Consider the following 20,594-nt stretch of genomic DNA (forward strand, 5'->3'; position numbering starts at 1 on the left):
CGATTTAAACCTCCTTCTTATAAGAAGAGTTTTCGATTCTATCCTGCAAATGTTTATGAAATAATTCTTCATCAATCGGAAGATCCACCCAACTATCCGTCCACGTCGATAACAGCATTGCATTGGAAAGCATCAATCCCTTGATACCCTCTTCACCTGGAGCGATTAAAGGCTCATTATGCAAAATTGCATTAACCCAGTTTTGTGTTATGCCTTTATGTTCCAAGCTGTTCCCACTTACCGGTATTTCACATTTCCAGCATTCCGGAGCGCCGAAGCTGCCTTTATATTGTTTATTAAACTCTGGCTCTGGTGTACGAAGTCTCCAGAATGTCAGCTTATTGTCTTCAATGACAATTTTACCGCGATCACCGCTGATTTCCAGCCTATTGGTCCCAGGCGCTTCTCCGGTCGTTGTAACAAAAACGCCAGTCGCTCCATTTTCGTACTCTACGAAAGCAGTCACATCGTCCTCGACCTCTATGTCCCGGTGTTTGCCGAAATAACAAAAAGCACGAACGCGTTTTGGCATCATACTGATCGTCCACTGCCATAAATCGAGCTGATGAGGATCTTGATTAAGCAGTACACCGCCGCCTTCGCCAGCCCATGTAGCCCGCCATGTTCCCGAATCATAATAGCTTTGCGAACGGTACCAATTCGTAATGATCCAGTTGGTTCTTCTCACCTCTCCGAGCTCACCTGAATCGATGAGATCCTTAAGCTTTACGTAAAGTGGATTTGTACGTTGGTTGTACATCATGCTGAACTTCACATCCGTCTTGCCTGCCGCTTCGTTCATCTCCCTAACCTGCTTGGTATACACGCCAGCCGGCTTCTCACACAATACATGCAGATTACGTTCGAAACAAGCAATTGATAGCTCCGGATGTGAAAAATGAGGTGTTGCAATAAGAACGCCATCTACCAATCCAGAGACCATGAGTGCATAGGGGCTTGAGAAAAAAGCAACCTCATTACCAAGCTCTGCTTTTGCCCAATCCAGTTGCTGCGGTATGCTGTCGCTAACAGCCGTTATTACAGCGCCTTTCACTTCACCGGTCTTTAAATAACTGATATGTGCTCTCCCCATATTCCCAAGCCCAATAATACCTAGACGAACTACGCTCATCATTGTTTATCTCCTTTATTTGAAAATATTTTAATGGCATTTAATGATATACTTCATGCTTTTATGGTAGCACTTTAAAGAAGTGATGACTTCATTCGAATTAATCTGTTTACGCTTTTATTTGACTCTGCTTGGTGTATAATGAGGGTATTTCCAACGGGGGTGAGTTAGTGGGCACACAGCAAAAATTCGGTTTACCTTTTGACATTGGCACCAGCAATGACTATAACGCCTATATCCCATACCATAGCCACTTTTATTATGAAATTTACTATTTTCATGGGGGAAAAGTAAACTATCTTATTAATGATCGTATTTATGTGCTAGAAGAAGGTGATCTATTGCTCATGCATGGCATGACGCTGCACAGAGCTCACGTTGATCCAAGCGAGCCTTATCATCGAACAACGATGCATCTAGACCCTTCCTATTTTAAACAGTTCATTCAGCCAGCGTATGCCCCAGATCTTCTTATTCCGTTTCAGAAGCTTCAAAATGTACGATTACAGCTGCGCGGAGCAGAGAAGATCGAAATAGAAGCAACACTTCAAAAGCTTGAGCAGCTATATAAACAACATACGACTCACTCACACCAACGCTTTCAGGCTGTACTACTCGATTTTATGCTCATGATCTGTGAGCTTTGCAAACCGCCGCTTGAAGCGATAACTAAATTCCCATCCTCCAAAGAACATCATGTACAAGCAGTAATCTCCTATTTAGAGAATAACTATCATGATGATATAACGCTTGAAGGCATACAGTCCGAGCTGCATCTTAGTAAATATTACTTAGCCAAAACCTTTAAAGAAGTAACCGGAATAACTATTTTCCAATTTCTTATGCAACGAAGAATCTACCAGGCAAAGGTTGAGCTTATCGACAGCAACCAGCCTATTACCAACATTGGCTATGAAGTAGGCTTTAAGCATCCTTCTCACTTCAGCCGTGCCTTCAAGCTTCAAACTTATTTAACACCGGAGCAATACCGTAAACAACATAAGCTGAAATCAAACAGCACTAACTAAATATGTCAACCGAGGCGATGGGTTCTGTGATTGCAGCGGTTGACCTTTTTATTTGTCTAGCGTATTATTGTTATAACAACTAATTTAAGAGAAGCAGGTGAAAACGATGGATCTAAAAAATTCCACTGGTTATTTAATCAGCAATACTGGACGAAAGCTGAGTCATTGCTTACAACAGCTTTTCCAAGGTCATGATGTCACTCCTGAGCAATGGTCTCTGCTCGTTTGCTTAGATGCGGAGGACGATATTAGTCATAAGGATTTGGCTCAGCGCACCGAGAAGGACCCTGCCAACCTTACACGCCTCGTTGATCAGTTAGAGCGCAAGGCACTTGTGCTGCGTGCAGCTAATCCAGCAGATCGGAGATCATTGCTGCTGCAAGTAACTGATAAAGGAAGGGCTGCCGCGCATGCCTTAGCACCAATAGAAGCTGCTTTTGTCGAAAGTATTTTAAAGAGCATCACAGAAGAGGAAATGGAAGTATTTAAACTATTTATGTCCAAAGTCAATAAAAACGTGGATGAACATCTAGCACAAAAAAATGAATGATGCCTTCCAGCAACTGGCTTTGTCTGCATCTGAGAGGGGAACATTTAATGAGTCATACAAAATTGTGGAGCGGAGATTTCATTAAGGTTTGTTTGAGCAGCTTTTTTTTATTTTTTGCATTTTATACGCTCGCGACCGCCTTATCCTCCTATGTAACCAATGGACTTGGTGGTACCGAAACCCAAGCGGGTTTATCCATGACCATATTTATTATTGCAGCGGTTTTGCTCAGACCTTTCGCTGCCCAATTCATGAACCGGTTTGGTGAGCAAAAAGTAGTCACCATATCTTTATTGTTATTTTTATTATGTTCCGTAGCTTATTTAGGCGTTTTTGGTTATGCGATGCTGCTGCTTGTTCGTTTTTTTCACGGAGGCACCTTCGCTATTGCTACAACCTCAACGAATACAACCGCAATCAGTATAATTCCTGAGCACCGCAAGGGAGAGGGAATAAGCTACTTTAGTTTGTTTATGAGCCTTGCAATGGTAATCGGTCCGTTCGCAGGTCTGACCATTACTTCAAAATGGGGCTTCACAGCCATGTTCGCCATGTGTGCGGTATGTGCATTGATTGCTCTTGTTCTAGGTGCTTCTATTAAGAAACGACATAAAGACCAGCCGAAAGCTGCTGCTGTTGAAGATAAGTTCACTTCTCTTCCTGCTGCACAAAAGTTTAAATGGCGGAATCTAATTGAGCGTACAGCCATTCCAATCGCAATTTGCGGATTTGTAGTAGCTTTCGCGTACAGTGGCATAGTGACATTTATGTCGATCTTTGCGCATGCGCGAGCAATCGATCAATATGCCAGCTACTTCTTTGTTTGCTTCGGCATTATGATCGTTTTACCACGTCCTATAATTGGAAAGCTTATTGATCGAATGAGTGAGCATGTTATTGTCTATCCAAGCATTGCCGTTTTTGCAATCGGTATGCTTCTACTTAGTCAAGCTCAGACGCCAATTATGCTGCTCGTATCGGGCGCCATTATCGGTCTTGGCTACGGAGCATTGCTGCCTTGCTTCCAGACGATTGCCGTTCTAGCTGCCCCAGTGCATAAAAGGGGACTAGCTACTGCAACCTTCTATCTGCTATTTGATCTGGGTTACGGATTCGGCTCCTATTCTCTTGGAGCGTTAGCCTCAAACTTCGGTTACAGTGTTATGTATGTTATATGCGCAATTGTCATTGTTTTATCATCCGTCATCTACTTTACACTTCACCACAAACGTAAACGGATCACTCCTTCCACTGATCACACAGCATTCGTATCCTAATACATTAAGAAAGATATTCAATAAAAAGGGACTGCCCTCCAGTAGAAAAATCTACGTCGAGGACAGTCCCATTTATTATTTTATATTAGCCTTCTAGAAGAAGGGATTCTGGATCTTCAAGCAATTGCTTCACGATCACGAGGAATCGAACCGCTTCGCTTCCATCTACGATACGGTGATCGTACGACAGTGCGATATACATCATTGGGCGATTTTCCATTTTCACATCATCAATTGCTACCGGACGAATTTGAATTTTGTGCATACCGAGAATACCAACCTGCGGTGTATTCAAAATCGGAGTGGACAGCAAGGAACCAAATACGCCGCCGTTTGTAATTGTGAAACTTCCGCCTTGTAGATCAGAAATAGCTAATGTGTTAGCACGAGCTTTAGCTGCAAGCGCGCCAATGCTTTTTTCGATTTCTGCAAAGCTAAGTCGATCAGCCTCACGTACAACTGGAACGACAAGACCTTCCTTAGCTGACACCGCAATACCGATATCATAGAACTTTTTCACAACGATTTCTTCGCCATCAATCTCAGCATTCAATAGTGGGAATGCTTTTAACGCGCCAACTACCGCTTTAGTGAAGAATGACATAAATCCGAGATTCACATCGTTTTTCTCAAAGAATGCTTGCTTGCGACGTTTACGCAAATCAAGAATAGCAGTCATATCAACTTCATTAAAAGTTGTTAGCATTGCTGCCGTACGTTGTGCTTCAACTAGACGATTTGCAATTGTAACCCGGCGACGTGACATCCTTTTACGCTCAGTCGGCTTCGCGTCTTTAACTACGCTAGCTGGCTCTGCTTTTGCTGCTGGAGCAGAAGCTGGCGGTGCAGCAACCGGTGCGGGAGCTTGTCCTGTCTGAGCTTGTGATAAATCAATGCCTTGCTCACGAGCGCGTTTACGAGCCGCCGGCGATGCAATAATGGCAGAAGCGCTGTCCGCAGGAGCTGCCGGCTGAGCGGCAGGCGCAACAGGTGCGACAACAGCTGGCGCTGCTGCAGCAGGTTGTGCAGCTGGAGCCGCAGGAGCTGCTGAGCCGCCTGCAGAAGCTCCAATAGAACCGATAGCTTCTCCAACCTGAACGACATCACCATCTTTTTTCACAATACGTTCAACTACTCCACTGTTGTCCGCACTAATTTCAATATTTACTTTATCCGTTTCAAGCTCTAGTAGGACATCTCCTTGATTAACGGAGTCGCCTTCCTTCACAAACCATTTCGTAATTGTGCCTTCTGATATGGACTCGCCTAGTTCCGGTACTTTAATTTCAGCCACTTGTCACTACCCCCTTATCAAACTTGACTCAACCGCTTTACCATCTAATGCGGTTGAAATAATCCATTGTTGTTCGGATGCATGAATTTCTTGATGTCCGCTTGCCGTACTGGAGCGTTCCTGTCTGCCCACATATCGAACAGCTGCCTTCTTAGGTGCTACTGAGCGTAGACGCGGCTCCATGAAGCTCCAAGAGCCCATATTTTTCGGCTCTTCTTGTACCCATACGATCTCTTCTAGTTTATCAAATTGTTTTATGATATTTTCGATTTCAGCTTGAGCAAATGGATATAATTGCTCCACTCGAGCAACGCGAAGCCATTCATTATCCTCAGCATTCCGCGATGAGAGTGCTTCTTCGATATCAATGGCAACCTTACCCGTGCAAAGCAGTAAGCGTCTCACTTTTTCCTTCATTTCCTTCGGCTCTGTTAAGCTAAATTGCGGCAAAACAGGTTTGAAAGAACCTTCGCTAAAATCGACTCCATGCGATGCGACGCGTGGATTACGAATCAAGCTCTTAGGCGCCATCAGAACAAGCGGACGAACATGCTCTGTGCCAAGTATCGATGCTTGCTTACGCAGTAAATGGAAATATTGAGCGGAAGTTGTCAGATTCGCTACCGTCCAGTTATTATCTGCCGAGAGCTGCAGGAATCTCTCAAGTCTAGCGCTTGAATGCTCAGGTCCTTGACCTTCATATCCGTGCGGCAGCAAGATCGTGATTCCTGATTTTTGAGACCATTTCGCTCTTCCCGCTGAAATAAATTGGTCGAAGATTACCTGCGCTACGTTGGCGAAATCACCATATTGCGCTTCCCATATAACAAATGTTTCAGGAGCATATACGTTATAACCATATTCAAAGCCCAATACTGCCGTTTCAGACAAAGGACTGTTGTGCACGGCAAACGATGCTTTAGCTTGCGGCAGCATGTGCAGCGGTGAGAACTTTTGAGCTGTCGCATTGTCGTTAAGCACGATATGACGATGAGCAAAAGTTCCGCGCTCCGAATCCTGACCGCTTAGGCGAATCGGCGTTCCGTCAGCTAATATCGTAGCGAACGCAAGCGTCTCCGCATGAGCCCAATCAACCTTTTCGCCATCGTTCAAAGCCGTAGCCCGACGCTGCAAAATACGTTGTAGCTTCGTATATTCCGTGAATCCCTCTGGGCGGTTCAGCAATTCCAAATTGATTTCGCGAAGCTCTTCAATCGGTACCGCTGTACGAGCCTCGTCCTTAGAAACAGTTATAGGCTGCAGCTGCTCACGCGATTTCGGTTTACTAGCCTTAGCTTTCATCGCATCGTATGCAGCTTGAAGCTTGTCATTCGTACGTTGACGAAGTACCTCCACTTGCTCTTCGGAAATGGCGCGCTCCGCTTTCAGTTTGTCACCGTAAAGCACGCTTACCGTTGGATGATTGCGAACCTTCGAATACATGAGCGGCTGCGTTACATCCGGATCATCCATTTCATTATGACCGAAGCGGCGGTATCCAATCAAATCAATAACAAACCCCTTGTTGTAACGAAGACGGTATTCACAAGCAAGACGAACAGCTGCTAGGCAAGCTTCCGGCTCATCCGCGTTTACATGGACGATCGGAATATCAAAGCCCTTGGCCAAGTCACTCGCGTAATGTGTCGAACGGGAATCAACGCTGTTTGTTGTAAATCCAAGACGATTGTTCGCGATAATGTGAAGCGTTCCGCCATTGTGATAGCCTTTTAGCTTGTTAAAATTAAGCGTTTCCGCTACAATTCCCTCACCGATAAATGCGGCATCGCCATGAATACAAATCGTAACAGCCTTCGATGTATCCTGCTCTGGCATTCCCGGCTTGCTGCGATTCTCTTGCGCGGCACGCGTGAAGCCTTCAACTACTGGGTTAACAAACTCTAGGTGACTCGGGTTATTAGCAAGCGTTAGATTCGCACGAACCGTCTCGCCCTCTTTAATAGCCCGATCTGCCCCTAGATGATATTTTACGTCACCAGTCCAGCCATAATTAAGGCCCATAGAACCTTCGGACGGTATTAGCTCCTTGTTAGGTGCATGATGGAATTCAGAGAAAATCTTCTCATACGGCTTGCCAAGCACATGTGTCAATACATTCAAACGGCCGCGATGCGCCATTCCCAGCAAGATGTGCTGAGCCCCGTCATGAGCGACTGCGCGAACGATTTCGTCCAATACCGGAACAAGCATATCTACACCTTCGATTGAAAACCGTTTCTGGCCAACAAATGTACGGTGCAAGAAATTTTCAAAATATTCAACTTCCATAAGCCGCTCAAGCAAAGCGGAGCGCTCTCTATCAGATAACGGAGCAGGAAATGATCCTGATTCCGCTTGCTTATGAAGCCAGTTCCGTTCGCTCTCGTCATGGATATGTGTAAATTCGTAAGCAGCTGAACGGGTATAAATTTCTCTGAGCCTATTAATGGCTTCCCAGCCGTTTATAATGGATGACGGTGCGTTATCCCAAATTAGCGAAGCCGGTATAGCTGTCAAATCAGCTTGCGTCAAGCCGAATGTTTCTGGCTCAGTCAATTTCGTATCTGCTGTGGCGCTAAGCCCAAGCGGATTGATATCCGCAGCTAAATGGCCGTATCTGCGAATATTGAGCATCAATTGATGCGCAGCTACAACCTTCTTTAACATATTTGCATCAAACGCCCCGGTTACCGCATTTAACGTCGAAGCTGATTGCTCCGTCCCCGATTTCGCTGTCATTGTAGAAACTGTTCCAAGCGATTCGGAAGGCGGCGCCCCCCAGCGAACAAACAGTTCGCGTACAGATGTTTCAACAGATTCTGGGTCCGTCAAAAAGCGTTCGTACTGCTCCTGCACATACCCAAGATTGGGACCATAGTAGCTTTGCCAAGGCGATTGATTTCGCTCATCATGGATGCTCATTGCAGAAATTCCACCCTCTCTATTCGTTGCCGTCCTATTATTTTCTAGTGTGAACATTAACATACATGTTCATTGTCTTACACGTCTTGAAATATTGTTATAATAAGCAGCTCACCGTGCTAAACCAAAGAAGAAGCTATTCAACTGCGCAATAACACCAGTTGTCAGCTTCTTTATATTTTAGTATATTAACCGTTTACCAACAATGACCTTTAAGGCATTGATATCATCCATTAAAAGCATGGATTTATGTTCCGATGTATGAAACCTGATATGTAATTAATAGTATGCCCGCAATTATAGCGGATAATTCAGTTTGAATTATTGCTCCTTCGCGATTAATTCATTCATTTGTATGAAGTAAAGCATACTTCAATCACTCTACAACAGACGCAAACGCATTCTCCAAAAACTCGAAGGCCGCTCTCGTCTGATACTCACTAACTTCATGACCAGAAAATGGGTAGTCGTTTAACTGTTTGTGTGAGCGAATTCGATTGTAAACCGCATAGATCGTTTCTGGCAGGCAGACGGTGTCTTTCCAACCAACAGACATAAGAACGGGTGCCGTAATCCTCTCTGCCAAGTTTAATAAATCGAAATGAGCAAGCGTATCAAGTACAGCGCTAAGGCTCTCCGGATAACGTTTTACATATTGCGCTATTTCTGTTAGTGAGCCTGTCGAGTGCATAATACCGTAATCCATATGACACATATTCGGAATATCAGCAACAACCGCGCAAACCTTCGAATGCAGCGCTGCTGCAAGCAACGCGAGTCCGCCGCCCTGACTGGCGCCAGTTACCGCAATGCGCGAAGCATCTACCTCTGGCTGCAGCATCGCCACATCGACAGCCCTTACGGAATCCATCGTTATTGCATGGTAATAGCTCGTCTCTTTTTGGGATATGCCCCGCGTTATCCATCCTTTGATAGAACCTGAGCCTTCCGTCAATAAATCGCCCGTCTCTCCGCCTTGACCCCTAGCATCTACGGCAAATACTGCATATCCAAGAAGTAGCCAAGCGGCATATCGCTCGGGCAATCCTTTGTCTACTGTGTAGCCTTGATAAGCTACAATACAAGGTACCTTCTGTTTCTCACCCTTCTCGGGAACTAGAAACCATCCGTGAATAGGCGTATCATCTCCACCCTTATAGGTCAATCGTTCCGCGCGAACGGTCGGGAAAGGCGTATCGACTGACTCGCGCTTTATGTCCAGAGGCTTATCTGAATAACTATTTAATATGTCCGACCAATACCGATCTAAATCATCCAAATCTAAAGTAGCTACAGGATTGTACACTAACAATTCATTTCTCCTGCGGTCTGATGCAAATAAAGCGTTATTCATTTTACTTATTCCTTTCACATTCCATTATTCCCCATTATTTTGAGAGTAGAAACTTATACTTGATAAGATTTTAACAAATGCAGGTCTTTTTCTTCAAGCCAGCTTTGCCCATTGCAACGGTTTTCTCAATGTAGTCAAAGGCCATAGGCACCTTGCATGCCGTTTTCCCCATATTGACATCAACTTTTCCGATTTTCTGCGCGATTGCTTCTGCTTCCTCACGAAGCTCTTGAACATAAACACCTGTCGATATTACGAAGCTATTCATTGTATATTTCACACGGTTCTGCTCCGTATGAATGGTCTCGCCTACACGCTTCAGCAATTTGCTTATTTCATCAAGATTCAGCAGTTCATCCGCCGTAATCGACACTAAATTCGCGTACACGCTCCAACCGCAGGTAGCCACCATTTCATGAGGCGAATCGATCCATTCCAACGCTAGCTCACGAGCAAATTGGCTCTCTGCAGCTACTCCCGCAACTGTATATTCCGCAAGCATATACCAATCCGCATGCTGCACCCACTTTTGTAAAAGCTCTTTGGATACTGTTTTGGGATTAATGGCAAGCCCGGCTAAATACATCGCGTCGCTATTCCCGGAATCAAATAATCGCAATACCAACTCTGGATCTTTCTTCACATATTTGACGAGCTTCTTCAAATCACCGATCTTCACGCCAAACAGAGGCTCCATCGCGCCATGACGAATAAAAGTCATTTTCGTTTGTTCTGATCCTAAACCTTCCAACTGCTGCATGACCTCTTCATACGTCATCTGTTCGCTCACCAGACCTTTATAATTGATTACGCTTGGTTTTCCACAAGTTCGACTAGCGTTCTGACCATAACACCAGTTGCTCCCTTAGGCTCCCAGCCTCTGCTTGAATCAAGCCATGCAGTTCCAGCGATATCTAGATGCACCCAAGGGAGACCGTCTGCAAAATGACCAATAAATAAGCCGCCAGTAATCGTTCCCGCGTAACGACCGCCGCTGTTTTTCAAATCCGCTGCATCGCTTCTGATCAGCTTCTTATATTCCGGATACGCTGGCAGCTGCCAGATTCGTTCTCCTGAGCGTTCAGCCGCGCCAAGCACCTGGTTCATAAGCGCCTCATTATTAGAAACCGCGCCTGTAGCTTCAATACCTAACGCTACACTAACCGCGCCTGTCAATGTCGCTACATCAACCAGCTTGGTTGCTCCCCTTGTTATCGCTGTTGTTAAACCATCTGCCAGTACTAATCTACCTTCGGCATCTGTATTCACTACCTCTACTGTATAACCGCTCATTGTCCGCAATACATCACCCGGCTTAAACGAACGGTCTGAAGGCATATTTTCAGCAGTCGGGATGACCGCTATGACGTTTACGGCAGGTTTTAATTCACCGATAATTTTGACAGCGCCGAGTACTGCAGCAGCTCCACCCATATCAGAGATCATTTCCTCCATGCCTTCGCCTCTCTTCAGCGAAATTCCGCCTGTATCGAACGTAATGCCTTTGCCAATCAGACCAAGCACCTCGTCAGATTGCGGCGCTCCTTTATAGTGAATAACAATCATTCTAGGAGGATTGATACTACCTTGGCCAACGCCAAGCAAGCCGCCCATTCTTTGTTCCGCAGCACTCCATTCGTCAATTACCTCGATTTCCAAATCGAGCTCCATAGCAAGCTCTTCGGCATAATTAGCGAGTCGTTCCGGTGTAAGATCATTGCCTGGCAAATTGGTCAAATCACGTGCAAAGCTAACGCCTTCCGTGAAGAGCTTCCCTCTTGATATTCCATTTTCCCAAAGCTCTTGCTTAGTAGCCGCTATAACTGCTCCTTGGGGTACAAACGTAACGTCCTTAAGTGTAAAGCGGTCTTTCTGATCACGTTTCATCGGCTGTCTGTCATGGAGCGCAAGCAGCAACCCTTCTGTTATCGCTTGGGCTGTTCTGGAGGCTCCAATCGTCGTAACTATACCTCCGAGCACAGCATCAGGCAAAAGCAGCTGAACAGTCTCCGCACGTAGTCTTTTTAATGTTTTTGCAGCAGCAGCAGCCGCTAGACGGAGCCCTTTCGCACCGCCAGCTTGTGCAAGTCCTACAAATATAATATGGGAGGCTGGATAAAGCCCTAGCGTTGCTATGACCTCAACTTGCTCCTGTTCCGCTTTAAATAATCCTTTCGCGTGCATTCCTCTTAGAGCGGCATCGATCTGAGGCTCCACAATGAGCTCAGCCCCCCCTCCATGCCCTAGCTCCTGTTCACTTATGAATCGAATGACCGCGTCCGCTGTTGCCTGGTTAGCGGCTTGTAAGCCGTATGTAAATAGTACATTCATATTATTAATCCTCGCTTTCTACATTTAGAAAATAAAAAAATCAGGGTGGTTTACCCCGATTTTAATCGTTTATTAGGCTAATGGCAAATAAATCGTAAATTCCGTTCCGACTCCAGCGTGACTATCAACCCGTATCGATCCATTATGATTGCGTATAATTCGGTAGCTTACTGATAGGCCAAGTCCCGTACCGGATTGCTTCGTCGTAAAGAACGGATCGAATAAGCGGTTCATCGTTGCCTTATCCATGCCTTTTCCATTGTCTCTTATTATAATCTCGGTATATTTGCCTTCGCTTCTCGTTATGATATCGATAAGGCCTCTACGTTCACCTTGGATTTCCTCGATCGCATCAAGCGCATTTTTGATTATATTAAGAATTACTTGCTTGACCTGCTTCACGTCAATGGAAACATAATGCTCCGAGCAATAGCACTCCGCCTTTATTTCACAATTTCGCAGAAGCGCTTCACTCTCTGTTAACAGAACGACTTCTTTTATTAAATGATCAATAGACACTAATTGCTTCATGGGCGCGGACGGTTTAGACGAATTCAAAAACTCGTAAATGATGTCATTCGCACGGTCAATTTCTGTCAAAATAATACGCGCATATTCTTCCTTGCCTACTTCAAGAAGATAAGGACGTAGCAGTTGTATGAAACCGCGTATACTTGTTAACGGATTACGAATCTCGTGCGCGATTGCAGCGGCAATTTTGCCTAGCATGGCAAGTTTATCGTTTTGCATCGCTGTTTGTTCAATTTGCTTGTACTCCGACACATCCTTAACACTGAACAAAAAATCTCCGTCCAGCTGATCACCGTATGTAACCGTCACGAGCAGATGTTTGCCATCTTTGTATTCAAACTCGTAATATCGGCTTTTCATAAGAAACATTTCTTTGTACAGCCTAAGTATCGTTCGCTTCGTGCTTATTGTCAGCTGCGGGTGCATTAATATTTCCCGTAAATTACACCCGATTAGCATGTTGCGTGGCATGTCTAACAACTTGGCCATCTGTACATTAATAAATGATAGAATACCGTCGTTATCGAAAATAGCTATACCGCTGTCCATATGTTGCAAAACGTTCTCGTATTTATTTTTAACCATTTCAAACGAACGATTTGAACGAAATAGCATTTCTCGCATTTCAGTAAACTTCTGCTCAGGTGTTATATCAGGTTGTAGCCGAAAGCGACAAGTAACCATTATTTCCATCAAAAAAACGAATGACCGATTATACAACCGAATAGCTTCATCCGAGTCAACATTCACTACGAGTGATTGTATACATTCTTCATGTATAGCAATAATTTCCTCAGGATTAATTCCATAAAGCTCTTTGCCAAGTTCACTGGCATGAAATAGCGATGCTTCCTTACCACTTCGGATATACTCGGCAAGCGCTGGGAAATAGCGCTTTCGAATGGCCTGCATCATGTACTCCTCCCTGGCAACGTCTATGAACAACGGTTAAAGTTCATCCTTATCATAGGTGGACATCACAAGCCCTGTCAATCGGAAATACTGTCGAATTATGTCAAGAAGATCATGAACTATATCATACCCAAACCCCTAACCCCTTTCAGCTTTCATCGCTATTTTTTTGTTGATTTTTGTCATTTTTATTATTTTGCTTATTTTGTTTTTTATCATGATCTCGATTGTCATTTTTGTGATTGCTATCACCATAATCTCTTTCATCGTTCCGCTCATTTTTATGGTCTTTATCACGATCCTTTTCGTTGTTATTTTTATTTTTATTTATATTACGATCATAGTCGTCATCATTGTCATCATTGTCATCATTGTCATCATTGTCATCATTGTCATCATCGTCGTCTTTATTATTCCACTTACGATCAAGACCATTTCCATATTTATCATTGTCATTTTTATTGCCATTTGGCTTGGTGCTTGCAGTCGGCTTATTCCATTCTATCCATGGCTTAAAGTTATTTTTTTTTTCATTTTCATCATTTTTCCAAGAGCTTGACGGTAATTCTGTCTTCTTAGGTTTCTCTGTATGAATGGGCTTCGCCGTCTTCTCTGGCTTATTGGTCTTCTCTGGCTTATTAGTCTTGTCGGGCTTATTAGTCTTGTCGGGCTTATTAGTCTTGTCCGGCTTATTCACAACAGGTTTTTCAGACGGTTTAGCTGAAGCGCCATTCTTATTCGTCTTCTGCTGTTTTTCTTTTTCCTTTTGTTCGCGTTGAACGAGCTCCACAAGTTTTTTCTTGCTCGTGTCAGTCTCCTCATTTACGATTGTTTTCACCCCGCCGATCGACTCCGTTACAGAATCTATCGATTTTTGCTTCATTTGCTCCAGTTCCAGCTCATAGCCTTCATCCTTCGCCATTAAGTACACAGCCATCTTGCCTGAAGAAATGCCATTAGCCTCAGCTTCCTGCCATAGTTCATTCGGCACAGACAAGGTTGTGACATTAGCACTAGAAGCTTCTGTCTCAAGCTTGGAAAGCAGCTCTTTTAATGATTGATCGACCTTTTCAGCTATATTAGCTTCATAGTCGAGTTTTAACGCCTCGTTATTTTCCAGCAGCATGCTCGTTATAAAAATATCCTTATCTTGCTCATCCAAATAATGTGATGTTGATGCCCTTTCCACAATAGAAGCAGCTACTTCTTCAACTCTGATCCCTTTATAGGCCAGACCCTTGATAACGAGCTCGCCGTCCGCATTCAAAGCGCGCAGCTCACGCACCTTTTCTTCGGCATCCACCCCGATCTCAACACTCGGATTGATATCCATACTCATATAAGCAACAATTGGATGAGCATCACGCTGCACGAACAGCATCAGCGGGATAAACATAAAGAGAACGACAGCTGCCGCTCCTGCATACCAATACGACCTTTTAAAAGTGACTCGCCTGCTATACTCTTCTTCAAATGTTACTTCTTCGCCAATTTGCGTCGTTCCTTGAATAGGGGCTCGCAAAAAACTTCCATCTGCCGTCAACACAACAGCATGTTGTTTATTAATGCTCATAACGATTCCACGCTTCATTTGCTAGCCTCCTGATTCTTTGCAATTTGACTATCCGTAACATTTAAATAATCATGCATGAATGGATACGTACCTGAAATAACAAGTGCAATTGCTATTATATATTTCCTATTCCGCTCAATCGTTTTGCGCGATACGCCGCACATCTCAGTAAGCTCTTTGACCGGTAGTTTTTTCGTTAGTTTAAGTGATTCGAATAACACTGTCTCACTAGCAAACCTTTGCGCTATGCTAATAAGCAGCTTTCGAGAATCGGCATGTTTTGGTGATTGATCAGCCAGCTCACTAAAGGAAATACTGAATCGCCCAAGCTCTTGACTTAGCTGTAGAATTTCCAGCCGCCTGTCATCCTCAGTCTGTTTGATTTCATAAGCATTCAATGCCTGTTTGGTTTCGATAGAATTATACTGCAACTGCTCTTCCTCTTCAGAGTCGAACATACTGTATGGCACAACCTTGGAATGCCTTTGTTCTTTTCGGACATAGTCAATAAGCCGGCGTCTTATAACGGTTTCAGCGAACCCGATGAATGATTTTCCAGCGTGACTGTCGAATTGATTAATCGCTTCATTAAAAGCGATCAGCGCTACGCTAAATTCCTCATCACGAGTCGGATCAATATACCGTTTTGAAAATCGGCTTGTTACTTTCATAATATAAGGTTTGTAGTCTGATATGAACTGCTCGCGTTGCAGCTCGTCACCTTGACGAATTTGAGCAACCCATTGTTCTGGAGCAAGCTTCTGCTCGGACTCCTCTGCTACTGCGGAATTGGAATTCCGCAAAAAGCGTTTGAACAAAACAAGTAACAATCACTCCACCTCACTACTGTATAATTCGTTTCAACATGTATGGTTTTAGGGGGTACAGCGCTCGTTCTTTAAACAAAAAAAGAAAAGCCTCCGATAGGGAGGCTTGCGATTCGTTTCCCGAATAACTAGACGGACGTTCGGCGCTGTCGCAGCTTATTCCGTCTGCTATTGAGCATGCCTAGACGCTTCTTTAATAGCAGCTGCCACTCCGTATCCTCAATCTGCTTAGCGAAGCTTAGCAAATCTAATGCCATATCAATTTGACTGTGAACAACATCCATTGGATCTTCGTTTTCATGATTCACACAATTTTCTAATAGTGCCTTTCCCTCTTGCTCAACATACTCTTCAAAATCAACCTCAACAGCTCCGTCGCCATGTGCGTATTCGGCTAATATTTCATATTCGTTCTCAATTAAATAATGAATGTCTACACGGTGGCATACCGGACAAAACGTGATCGGCACATTATGAATATGCGTCCGAAAATGCTTTAACGTCCCCTTCGTACCGATCATACTAGCTCCACAGCAAAAACTCATTGACGACTCCTCCTCCATGGTTTGAACATCAAACCTATTTCGTAAGAATACGTTAAGGTTTGCGCAGCAAACCTACTTCGTAAGAATCTGATTGTTTGCATTAGTTATGTATAACCTATTCGCTGAGCATGGCTGTAATTCCTGCTTTAAAAGTTCGAAACATGATCAACGACCCAATAAATCGAATAAAACCCGCACCATAAATGGTACGGGTTTTAGAAGGTACGAAAATATTATTATTTCGCTACCAATGTTTGTTGTCCTGGTTTCCAGTTCATAGCGCATAGACCGCCGGATTGCAAAGCTTGCAATACGCGAAGTGTTTCTTCAACACTGCGACCTACATCGTTGTGGTTAACGACTTGGTATTTAACTTCGCCTTCTGGATCGATGATGAATAGGCCGCGAAGTGCGATACCTTCTTCTTCGATCAAGACGCCGTAGTCACGAGCAACGCTCTTCGTGATGTCAGCAGCAAGAGGGAATGCAAGTTGGCCAAGGCCATTATCGTTTACCGGCGTGTTAATCCATGCGCGGTGGCTATGTTTGCTGTCAACGCTGACACCAAGAATTTCAGTGTTAAGCTTCTTGAACTCTTCAGCAGCTTGGCTAAGTGCTGTAATTTCTGTTGGACATACAAAAGTGAAGTCTAGTGGATAGAAGAAAAATACCAACCACTTACCTTTGTAATCCGCAAGTGATGCTTGACCGAAATCTTGACCGTTACCTTGTACTGTTTCCAATGTAAAATCCGGGGCCTGACGGCCTACCAAACGCTCTGCCATTATAGAAAACCTCCTTGACTTGTCCATAAATTTTATTTTCTATGTCACTTCATCTTTGTGACTTACCTGATTAATAATATCATTGGAATAGAATGAAGTCAATATTGTAACGATTACTAAATTATAATAATTATAATTATTAATTATAATTAATAATTATTTTCTAATTGCTGCAATAATTAGATCGCCCATTTCTGTCGTTCCGATTGCCTTACTCTTATCAACAGCGATATCACCTGTACGGTGTCCAGCATCAAGCACTTCTTTAACAGCTGTTTCAATTGCTGTAGCTGCCTCGTGGTAGCCGAATGTAAGACGGAACATAAGCGCAACAGACAAAATAGTTGCAATTGGATTGGAAATGCCTTGACCCGCAATATCAGGCGCAGAGCCGTGTACCGGCTCATACAAGCCGAAGCTTCCTTCTCCAAGTGAAGCAGAGGAAAGCATACCGATCGAGCCAGTCAGCATTGCTGCTTCATCACTAAGAATATCGCCGAACATATTTTCAGTTACGATAACGTCGAAGCTGGAAGGACGACGAAGCAATTGCATCGCGCAATTATCAACAAGAATATGCTCCAGTTCTACCTCTGGGTAATCAGGTGCAATCCGGTTAACAACTTCACGCCATAGTCGCGATGTTTCTAGAACGTTAGCTTTATCTACGGAAGCAAGACGTTTGCCGCGAGTCATTGCAATATCGAAAGCTTGACGTACAATGCGCTCAATTTCCAGCACGTTATACGCGCAAGTATCCACTGCTTCTTCACCAAACTGACTCTCACGACGGAATTTCTCACCAAAATAAATACCGCCAGTCAGTTCACGCACTACGATCAAATCCGTTCCTTCAAGCACTTCAGGCTTCAGTGTCGAAGCTTCTTTCAAGCAGTCAAAAACAGTAGCTGGACGAATATTTGAGAACAAGCCAAGCTCTTTGCGAATACCTAGCAAGCCTGTTTCTGGGCGAAGCTCTTTCGAATTGTTGTCCCATTTCGGTCCGCCAACTGCGCCCAGCAATACAGCGTCTGCTCCTTTGCAAAGCTCAAGCGTTTCTTGAGGAAGCGGAGTGCCCTTCTCGTCGATCGCAATACCACCGAACAGGCCGTGCTCCGTTTCGAATTTGTAGCCGAACAGCTCTTCTGTTTTTTTAAGTACTTTAAGTGCTTCGCCTACGACCTCAGGACCAATACCGTCACCAGCAATAACTGCAATTTTTTTTACGTCTGACATAATAGATTTAACACTCCTCTTTTTCATATAGGCTCATTCAGCATCAGCGCTGCGCACTCTGCCATACAAACAAACCTATGAAATCATTCTCATTCTATTATCATTTGTACCATAAAACCTATTCGAACACAAAGATATAAATTCTATTGCCTTTATAGACTATAACTATAAAGGCTTGCAGCGTGTCATTAAATGATAAAGGACATTCGTCTTATTTAGGCATTACCTATTAAATTTTACGCAAGTGTAATAGGCTGTCGCCGTCCCATAGGGAAGGTTTAGATATAAACGGTGTGCGATTGACTGTCCGCTTTCTTAGTTACTATGCCTCCTTAGTTTCAATATTTGCAATTATAATGAGGCCGCGAAAGGGTTAGCTGCGATTTAGTGTCAAGGGATGAACATAATTACTAGGTTAGCTCGGTCTGTGTACACCTTCCGGTGAATTAGGTGCATAATGTGAACCTAATTCGTATCGAATTCCACAATGACTCTCATTAGTTTCACAATGTGAAACTAAATTATCATTACCTCAAAGCCACGAGACGACTATGCACTTAAACAGTAATATCCCCATCCCCCCCTACTAAATAAAGGATAATAAAGATTACTCATTCCCCCTTGTCACTCAGCAATCATTTTTCGATCGAAATACCTTTTATCGGTTAATCAACAGATATGATCTTATATACAAAAAAAAAAGACAGTATGCCCTAAGGAAACCCTTTGGCTTACTGTCTCATCTTTTATATTAGACTAAACTCATCTTGTCGCGGCGTCCTGGAGACTTCCGTTTGTCGATCAAACGATTAAGCGCATCAATATAAGCTCTTGCACTAGCTTCAAGAATATCTGTGCTAAGGCCTCGACCTTGCGCTGACACTTCATCTTGTTTAAGTACAACATGTACCTCGCCCAGTGCGTCCTTGCCCTGCGATACAGACTTAATCGAATAATCTTCAAGCTCAACTACTTCAGCTGTTACTTTATCGATAGCATTGTAGATGGCGTCAACTGAACCATTGCCAATCGCCACTTCTTCCGCTACTTCACCTTCTGATTTACGAATGCGTACAGATGCGCTTGGAGTAGACTGATTGCCATAGCTTACTTGAATCGTCTCAAGTGTGAACACCTCAGGCGTATCAATCAGCTTCTCTTCGATCATCGCACGGATATCTTCATCATTTACGGTTTTCTTGCGGTCAGCCAAATCCTTAAACTTAGCGAATATCGCATTTACCGCATCCTCATCCAGCTCATAGCCAAGATCGATCAGTTTTTCACGGAATGCATGGCGACCGGAATGCTTGCCAAGCACAAGCTTCGATTCTTTTAGACCGATTGTATCTGGTGAGATAATCTCATAAGTCGTTTTTTCCTTCAGCATACCATCCTGATGAATACCCGACTCATGCGCGAACGCATTCGCTCCTACAATCGCCTTATTACCTGGAATAACCATACCTGTCAGCTTGCTGACAAGGCGGCTAGTCTTTGCAATTTCCTTCAGGTTAAGCGTTGTTTTCGCTCCAAAGTAATCACTGCGTGTCTCAAGCGCTAGCGCGATCTCTTCAAGCGCAGTGTTGCCCGCACGCTCGCCAATTCCGTTAATGGTACCTTCAATTTGATCAGCACCGTTTAGAATAGCCGACAATGCGTTTGCAGTTGCCATCCCGAGATCATTGTGGCAATGCGCGCTTAATTGAATAGTCTCAATGTTCGGAACATTTTCCTTCAATGTCTTAAAGATGTTACCGTACTCTACTGGGTACAAATATCCAACCGTATCCGGAATATTGACAACCGTAGCGCCTGCTTTAATAGCCATATCTGTAACCTGACAAAGAAAATCAAGCTCCGTACGACCTGCATCCTCAGGAGAGAATTCAATTTTATCAAAATATTGCTTTGCATAACGTATAGCGCGCTCAGCCGTTTCAAGCACCTGCTCCTTCTCCATCCGCAGCTTATGCTTACGGTGAATTGGGCTTGTGGCAAGGAACAAGTGAATACATGGATCCTGTGCGCCTATTAAAGCTTCACGCACCGCGTCGATATCCTGTTCTCTTGCACGAGATAGACCGATGACTGTAGCATTCTTAACCGCACGAGCCACCGCGTTAACCGAAGCAAGATCTCCAGGCGATGCCGCAGGAAAACCAGCTTCCATACGATCTACACCAAGCTTCTCGAGCTGTAGCGCAATTTCCACCTTTTCCTTCGTGTTCAGGTTAACACCAGGAGATTGCTCTCCGTCACGCAGCGTTGTGTCGAAAATATAAATTTTCCGCATT

Annotated in this window: 16 protein-coding genes; 3 read left to right on the forward strand and 13 right to left on the reverse strand. The window is 44.0% G+C overall.

The features are described from left to right. Window positions 1-4: 4 nt before the first annotated feature. Window positions 5-1,132 carry a Gfo/Idh/MocA family protein gene (locus AC0YN7_RS19090; protein WP_475811672.1) on the reverse strand — a complete coding sequence of 376 codons (1,128 nt, stop codon included), beginning with the start codon at window positions 1,130-1,132 and terminating at the stop codon, window positions 5-7. A 170-nt stretch (window positions 1,133-1,302) separates the two neighbouring features. On the opposite strand from AC0YN7_RS19090, the gene AC0YN7_RS19095 reads away from it, so the two are divergent. From AC0YN7_RS19095 to AC0YN7_RS19105, 3 genes are all read left to right on the forward strand, one after another. Further along, complete coding sequence (locus AC0YN7_RS19095; RefSeq protein WP_475811609.1) at window positions 1,303-2,160, forward strand: AraC family transcriptional regulator; 858 nt, start codon at window positions 1,303-1,305, stop codon at window positions 2,158-2,160. 106 nt (window positions 2,161-2,266) lie between these two features. Beyond that, entirely contained in the window at window positions 2,267-2,710 is a 444-nt protein-coding gene (locus AC0YN7_RS19100) for a MarR family winged helix-turn-helix transcriptional regulator (RefSeq protein WP_475811610.1), read from the forward strand. A gap of 47 nt (window positions 2,711-2,757) precedes the next feature. Then, on the forward strand, window positions 2,758-3,987 hold the full coding sequence (locus tag AC0YN7_RS19105) for an MFS transporter (protein WP_475811611.1): 1,230 nt from the start codon (window positions 2,758-2,760) through the stop codon (window positions 3,985-3,987). A gap of 85 nt (window positions 3,988-4,072) precedes the next feature. Here AC0YN7_RS19105 and odhB read toward each other — a convergent pair whose 3' ends face one another. From odhB to AC0YN7_RS19165, 12 genes are all read right to left on the reverse strand, one after another. Next, window positions 4,073-5,281 carry a 2-oxoglutarate dehydrogenase complex dihydrolipoyllysine-residue succinyltransferase gene (odhB, locus tag AC0YN7_RS19110; protein ID WP_475811612.1) on the reverse strand — a complete coding sequence of 403 codons (1,209 nt, stop codon included), beginning with the start codon at window positions 5,279-5,281 and terminating at the stop codon, window positions 4,073-4,075. Between the two features lie 6 nt (window positions 5,282-5,287). Beyond that, on the reverse strand, window positions 5,288-8,203 hold the full coding sequence (locus tag AC0YN7_RS19115; RefSeq protein WP_475811613.1) for a 2-oxoglutarate dehydrogenase E1 component: 2,916 nt from the start codon (window positions 8,201-8,203) through the stop codon (window positions 5,288-5,290). A gap of 376 nt (window positions 8,204-8,579) precedes the next feature. Beyond that, the gene (locus AC0YN7_RS19120; protein ID WP_475811614.1) at window positions 8,580-9,557 is read right to left on the reverse strand and encodes an acetylxylan esterase; all 978 of its coding nucleotides are present in this window, start codon (window positions 9,555-9,557) and stop codon (window positions 8,580-8,582) included. Window positions 9,558-9,627: 70 nt separating this feature from the next. Beyond that, the gene (locus AC0YN7_RS19125) at window positions 9,628-10,335 is read right to left on the reverse strand and encodes a DNA alkylation repair protein (RefSeq protein ID WP_475811615.1); all 708 of its coding nucleotides are present in this window, start codon (window positions 10,333-10,335) and stop codon (window positions 9,628-9,630) included. 29 nt (window positions 10,336-10,364) lie between these two features. Continuing rightward, the gene (locus tag AC0YN7_RS19130) at window positions 10,365-11,888 is read right to left on the reverse strand and encodes a leucyl aminopeptidase (protein ID WP_475811616.1); all 1,524 of its coding nucleotides are present in this window, start codon (window positions 11,886-11,888) and stop codon (window positions 10,365-10,367) included. 72 nt (window positions 11,889-11,960) lie between these two features. Then, a complete protein-coding gene (locus AC0YN7_RS19135; RefSeq protein WP_475811673.1) occupies window positions 11,961-13,331 on the reverse strand; it encodes an ATP-binding protein in 1,371 nt (456 codons plus the stop codon). A 148-nt stretch (window positions 13,332-13,479) separates the two neighbouring features. Beyond that, window positions 13,480-14,922, reverse strand: coding sequence for an anti-sigma factor domain-containing protein (locus AC0YN7_RS19140; RefSeq protein ID WP_475811617.1), 1,443 nt, complete (start codon window positions 14,920-14,922; stop codon window positions 13,480-13,482). Further along, a complete protein-coding gene (gene sigI, locus AC0YN7_RS19145) occupies window positions 14,919-15,734 on the reverse strand; it encodes an RNA polymerase sigma factor SigI (protein WP_475811618.1) in 816 nt (271 codons plus the stop codon). The genes AC0YN7_RS19140 and sigI overlap by 4 nt, the downstream gene beginning before the upstream one ends. Window positions 15,735-15,859: 125 nt before the next feature. Then, complete coding sequence (locus AC0YN7_RS19150) at window positions 15,860-16,276, reverse strand: hypothetical protein (RefSeq protein ID WP_475811619.1); 417 nt, start codon at window positions 16,274-16,276, stop codon at window positions 15,860-15,862. A 236-nt stretch (window positions 16,277-16,512) separates the two neighbouring features. Further along, a complete protein-coding gene (locus AC0YN7_RS19155) occupies window positions 16,513-17,061 on the reverse strand; it encodes a peroxiredoxin (RefSeq protein WP_475811620.1) in 549 nt (182 codons plus the stop codon). A gap of 156 nt (window positions 17,062-17,217) precedes the next feature. Further along, the gene (gene leuB / locus AC0YN7_RS19160) at window positions 17,218-18,297 is read right to left on the reverse strand and encodes a 3-isopropylmalate dehydrogenase (protein ID WP_475811621.1); all 1,080 of its coding nucleotides are present in this window, start codon (window positions 18,295-18,297) and stop codon (window positions 17,218-17,220) included. Between the two features lie 751 nt (window positions 18,298-19,048). Further along, window positions 19,049-20,593, reverse strand: a complete 1,545-nt coding sequence (locus AC0YN7_RS19165; RefSeq protein ID WP_475811622.1) for a 2-isopropylmalate synthase — start codon at window positions 20,591-20,593, stop codon at window positions 19,049-19,051. Window position 20,594: the final 1 nt, after the last annotated feature.

Source organism: Paenibacillus sp. J31R122 (assembly GCF_056269185.1).